The 5,082-nt window shown below is 68.1% G+C and carries 5 protein-coding genes; all 5 read left to right on the plus strand.

The genetic code is table 11. The annotated features are described in order from the left end of the window. The first annotated feature begins 147 nt into the window (after positions 1–147). The 5 genes from rpmE to hisD all read left to right on the plus strand — a co-directional run bounded on the left by rpmE (position 148) and on the right by hisD (position 4,985). Positions 148–351, plus strand: a complete 204-nt coding sequence (gene rpmE, locus L6Q96_22770; GenBank protein MCK6557374.1) for a 50S ribosomal protein L31 — start codon at positions 148–150, stop codon at positions 349–351. 87 nt (positions 352–438) lie between these two features. Then, positions 439–1,506 (plus strand): peptide chain release factor 1, encoded by a 1,068-nt coding sequence (prfA, locus tag L6Q96_22775; protein ID MCK6557375.1) that lies wholly within the window; start codon positions 439–441, stop codon positions 1,504–1,506. Beyond that, a complete protein-coding gene (prmC, locus tag L6Q96_22780) occupies positions 1,506–2,414 on the plus strand; it encodes a peptide chain release factor N(5)-glutamine methyltransferase (protein ID MCK6557376.1) in 909 nt (302 codons plus the stop codon). Before prfA ends, prmC begins: the two co-directional genes overlap by 1 nt. A 3-nt stretch (positions 2,415–2,417) precedes the next feature. After that, on the plus strand, positions 2,418–3,677 hold the full coding sequence (murA, locus tag L6Q96_22785) for a UDP-N-acetylglucosamine 1-carboxyvinyltransferase (GenBank protein MCK6557377.1): 1,260 nt from the start codon (positions 2,418–2,420) through the stop codon (positions 3,675–3,677). Between the two features lie 3 nt (positions 3,678–3,680). Beyond that, entirely contained in the window at positions 3,681–4,985 is a 1,305-nt protein-coding gene (hisD, locus tag L6Q96_22790) for a histidinol dehydrogenase (protein MCK6557378.1), read from the plus strand. The last annotated feature ends 97 nt before the right edge of the window (positions 4,986–5,082 follow it).

Consider the following 5,082-nt stretch of genomic DNA (forward strand, 5'->3'; position numbering starts at 1 on the left):
GCCTTCCGCGTCCACCCGGCGGGTTTTCCGAACCCCTTTGGGCTACTGGGTATTCTCCGCTTAGCGCCGGATCAGGGGGCTTCGCCGTGGCTTGCGGCGCGGCGGCGCGGGTGTTATCAGTGCCTACTTCCGAGCGAGGTCGAACCCATGAAAGAAGGCCTTCATCCAAAGTACGAAGCGTCGCGCATCATTTGCGCTTGCGGCAGTGTCATCGAGACGCGATCCACGCTCCCTGAGATTCACGTCGAAATCTGTTCGAGCTGCCACCCTTTCTTCACGGGGAAGCAGAAGCTCGTGGATACCGCCGGACGCGTCGAGCGCTTCAAGCGCAAGTACGGCATTCAGGAGTAGCTGCCGCACGGTGGCGCTCCGGTTCCGGGACGAAAAAAGGGCGCGGGAGCATGGCTCCCACGCCCTTTTTTTTGGCAGAATGACGCCATGTTGCAGAAGTTAGAAGACGTCGAGCGGCGCTACGTCGAGCTGGAAGGCGCACTTGCCGACCCGGCGGTGATCGCCAACCGCAAGGAGTATGCCCACGTCTCGAAGGAACGCGCCGGTCTCGAGGCAATCGTGCGCTGCTATCGCGAGTGGCGCCGCGTGGCCGCGGAGATCGACGGACACCGGGCGCTTCTCGACGAATCCGACCCCGAGATACGCGAGCTGGCCAAGGCCGAACTGCCGGCGCTGAAAGATCGCCAGGATGGACTCGAGGAGGAGTTGAAGGTCCTTCTGTTACCGCGCGACCCGAACGACGAACGCAACGTCATTCTCGAAATCCGCGCCGGCACCGGCGGCGAGGAGGCAAGCCTCTTTGCCGCGGCGCTGTTCCGGATGTACAGCCGTTACGCCGAAACCCGGGGTTGGCGCGTCGAGTCGATGAGCGCCAACCCCACCGGGCTCGGCGGCTTCAAGGAAGTGATCACACTCATCGAAGGGCAGGGGGCGTTCAGCAGACTCAAGTTCGAGGGTGGCGTTCACCGCGTGCAGCGCGTGCCGGTGACCGAAGCCTCCGGCCGGATTCACACGTCTACCGTGACCGTCGCCGTCCTGCCCGAAGCCGACGAAGTCGACGTCGAAATCGACGAAGCCAAGGATCTCCGCATCGACGTGTTTCGTTCGTCCGGTCCCGGCGGACAGAGCGTCAACACGACCGACTCCGCGGTGCGGGTCACCCACCTTCCGTCCGGGCTCGTCGTCGCCTGCCAGGACGAAAAGTCGCAGCACAAGAACAAGGCCAAAGCCCTGAAGATCCTCCGTGCGCGCCTTCTCGAACGCGCCCAGGCCGAACAGCATGCGGAAGTGGCCGAGAGCCGCCGCAATATGGTCGGCACGGGCGAACGCTCGGAGCGCATCCGGACCTACAACTTTCCCCAGGGTCGGGTCACGGACCATCGCATCAACCTGACTCTGTATTCGCTCGATCGTGTCATCGAGGGGGACATCGGCCCGTTGCTCGACGCGCTCATCACGCACCATCAGACGGAAGCCCTCAAGGCGGCGAGCTGATGGACACCATTCCCATGGCCGTCGAGAGGGGCCCGGCGTCGCCGGCAGTGGCGCCCGCGGTTACGGTGGCGGCATCGTTGCGCGCGGCCGCGAGCGAACTTGCCGCCGCCGGCATCGACACCGCCCGCCTCGATGCGGAGTTGCTCCTTGCGCACGCTTGCGGGTGGACGCGCACGGCGCTGTTTGCGCGGCTTGGCGACCCGGTGCCCGCGGCGGCACGGGTGCCGTTTGCGGCGATCGTGGCGCGGCGCTGCAGGCGCGAGCCGTTGCAGTATATCGTGGGCCGCGAGGGCTTCTGGTCCCTCGACCTCGTCGTTACGCCGGAGGTGCTCATCCCGCGACCCGAAACCGAGATGCTGATCGAGTTGACGCTCGCGTTCTGCGGGCGGCGCGGTTTGCAGCGCCCCGTGACCCTCTGCGATGTCGGGACCGGCAGCGGTTGTGTCGCGCTCGCGCTCGCCCGCGAGTTGCCGCAGGCTACCGTCTGGGCGCTCGACGTCTCGCGGGCGGCGCTGCGGGTGGCGCGGCTCAATGCCGAACGAGCCGGGATCGCGGACCGGGTGCGCTTTGCCTGCTGCGATCTGCTCGCGGCCGTACCGGGTTTGCGCGTCGATGCGCTGGTCGCCAACCCGCCGTACGTGCGCACGGCGGAACTGGCAACGGCCCAACCGGAGCTGGCATGGGAGCCGCGTCTGGCGCTCGACGGCGGCGAGTCCGGTCTGACGACGATCGAACGCTTGCTGCGGGCGGCGCAAACGCACGTGCAGCCCGGGGGGATGCTGGCGATCGAGATCGGCGCCGATCAGGGAGAGGCAGTGCGAACGCGGGCGCTTGCCGCGGGATGGACGGGTGCGAGGATCGTTGCCGACCGATCGGGTCGTCCGCGCGTGCTGGTGGCGGAGGTCTGACCGGTGGACGCGATCGTGATTCGCGGCGGAGCGCGTTTGGGGGGTGAAGTGCGCGTCGACGGCGCCAAGAACGCCGCGCTGCCCATCCTGCTCGCCGCCCTGTTGACGCGCGAACCCTGTACGTTTCGCAATGTACCCCGTGTGGTGGATGTCCGCACCACGCTGCGTCTGCTGGCCAACCTGGGTGCCGCGGTCGAGGAAGACGGCGACTCCGTCCGGGTTCACGCCGATCGCCTGGCGCGTCTGGAGGCGCAGTACGAGCTGGTGAAAACGATGCGGGCCTCGTTCCTTGCCCTGGGCCCGCTGCTCGCCCGCTTCGGGCGCTCGCGGGTGTCGACGCCCGGCGGTTGTGCGATCGGCACGCGCCCGGTAGACCTGCACATCGACGGTCTGCAGAGGCTCGGAGCGCGCATCCGGCTGCAGCACGGCTACGTCGAAGCGGAGACGGATCGTTTGCGCGGCGCGCAGATCTCGCTGGCGATGCCTTCGGTCGGCGCGACTGAGCACCTCATGATGGTTGCGGCTCTGGCCGAGGGTACAACGATTATCGAGAACGCCGCTCGGGAGCCCGAGATCGTCGATCTTGCCGCGGCGTTGACCGCAATGGGAGCGCGGATTCGCGGCGCCGGCGAGCCGGCGATCACGATCGACGGGGTCGCCGAACTGCACGGTGCCGATTTCACAATCATTCCCGATCGCATCGAGGCGGGTACCTTCATGATGGCGGCGGCGGTCACCGGCGGGGACGTCTACGTGCGCGGTGCGAGGGCCGAGCACCTGCAAGCGCCGGTGCTGAAGCTCCGCGAAGCCGGCGTCGAGGTGTGCGAGGACGCCGAAGGCGTTCGGGTCACCGGCAATGGCCGTCTGCGCAGCGTCGATGTTAAGACCATGCCGTTCCCGGGATTCCCGACGGATCTGCAGGCGCAGTTGATGGCGGCGATGACGCTCGCCGACGGGCGCAGCGTGATCTCGGAAACGATTTTCGAGAACCGTTTCATGCACGTGCAGGAGCTGAACCGCATGGGGGCCGATATCAAGATCGAGGGCCACAATGCCATCGTCCGAGGCGTGACGGCGCTCAGCGGTGCGCCCGTAATGGCCACGGATCTGCGGGCCAGCGTCTGCCTCGTGCTGGCCGCCCTTGCCGCCCAGGGGACGACGGAGATCGCCCGCGTGTATCACCTCGATCGGGGGTACGTGGGCATAGAGGAAAAGCTGTCGGCCTTGGGTGCCGACATAAAGCGCGTGAAAGGACGGCGCTAAGGCATGTTGGTGCAAGTGCTCAGAACCGACGACGCGAGCTTCGCCCGGCGCTTCGCGGCCATTCGCGACCGCGGTACGGGAGGTGGGGCGGCCGTCGAGGCCGCGGCTGCACGCATCGTCGGTGCTGTCCGCCGACGCGGCGATCGGGCGCTGATCGAGCTGACGCGGCGTTTCGACGGGGTTACGTTGACCCCCGCGACGCTGCGCGTCGACGCCGCCGAGCTGCGCGCTGCGGTTGCAGCTCTGCCGCCTGCGGCTGTGCGAGCGCTGCGGCTGGCGGCCCGGCGCATCGCGGCTTTCCACCGCCGGCAGCGTACGCCGTCGTGGTCGTACGTCGATCCCGTAGGACTGCGGCTCGGGCAGCAGATCACGCCGCTGGCGCGGGTCGGGCTGTACGTGCCGGGCGGGCATGCGGCCTATCCGTCGTCGGTGCTGATGAACGCCATTCCCGCACGCGTCGCCGGCGTCGGCGAGATCGTCATGGTGTCGCCGGCGGGCGCGCGCGGCTTCAACCCTGCCGTACTGGCCGCCGCGGCGATCGCCGGTGTCGATGCCGTGTACCGCATCGGCGGAGCGCAGGCGGTGGCGGCGCTGGCGTACGGAACGGCGACCGTGCCGCGCGTCGACAAGATCGTCGGACCCGGCAACGCTTACGTGCAGGCGGCGAAGAAACTCGTGTACGGCGCCGTCGACATCGACAGCGTCGCCGGGCCCAGTGAAGTGCTGGTCATTGCGGACGAGACGGCGCCGCCCTCGTACGTGGCCGCTGACCTGCTGGCACAGGCAGAGCACGGCAGCGGCGACGAGTGCGCCGTACTGCTCACGCCTTCGGCGCGGCTGGCGGATCGGGTGCGAGAGGAGATCGCCGCGCAGCTTGCCGCACTGCCGCGGCGGCGCGCGATTGCGGGCGTTCTCAGGCGGCGCGGGGCGCTGATCGTCGTCCGCGATCTCGAAGAGGCGGCGCGTCTTGCCGACGAGGTGGCCCCGGAACACCTCGAGCTGATCGTGGCGAACGCGCAACGTTGGGTGCGGCGGCTGCGGAACGCCGGCGCGGTGTTCGTGGGTGCGTACGCACCGGCCCCCCTTGGCGATTACCTTGCGGGTCCCAACCACGTGCTGCCCACGGGCGGTACGGCACGGTTCTTTTCGCCGCTCGGGGTGTACGATTTCGTCAAACGCACGAGCGTGGTAACGGCGACGCGTGCGGGGCTGCGGCGTTTGGCGCCGTCGGTGGTAAGGTTGGCCGAGTTGGAAGGCTACGATGCGCATGCCGCGGCGGTGCGGCGGCGCTTCGCGGATGCGGGCTGAGCGACGATTTCCGCGTTTGCGCGCACGGTGCGAAGAAATCTTCAGGCCATGGAGCGGCAGTGCCTTCCCGTTCGTCCCGAGTAGCGCCTTCTTCTGG

This window comes from Candidatus Binatia bacterium (assembly GCA_023150935.1).
Classification (GTDB): Bacteria; Desulfobacterota; Binatia; order HRBIN30; family HRBIN30; genus JAKLJW01.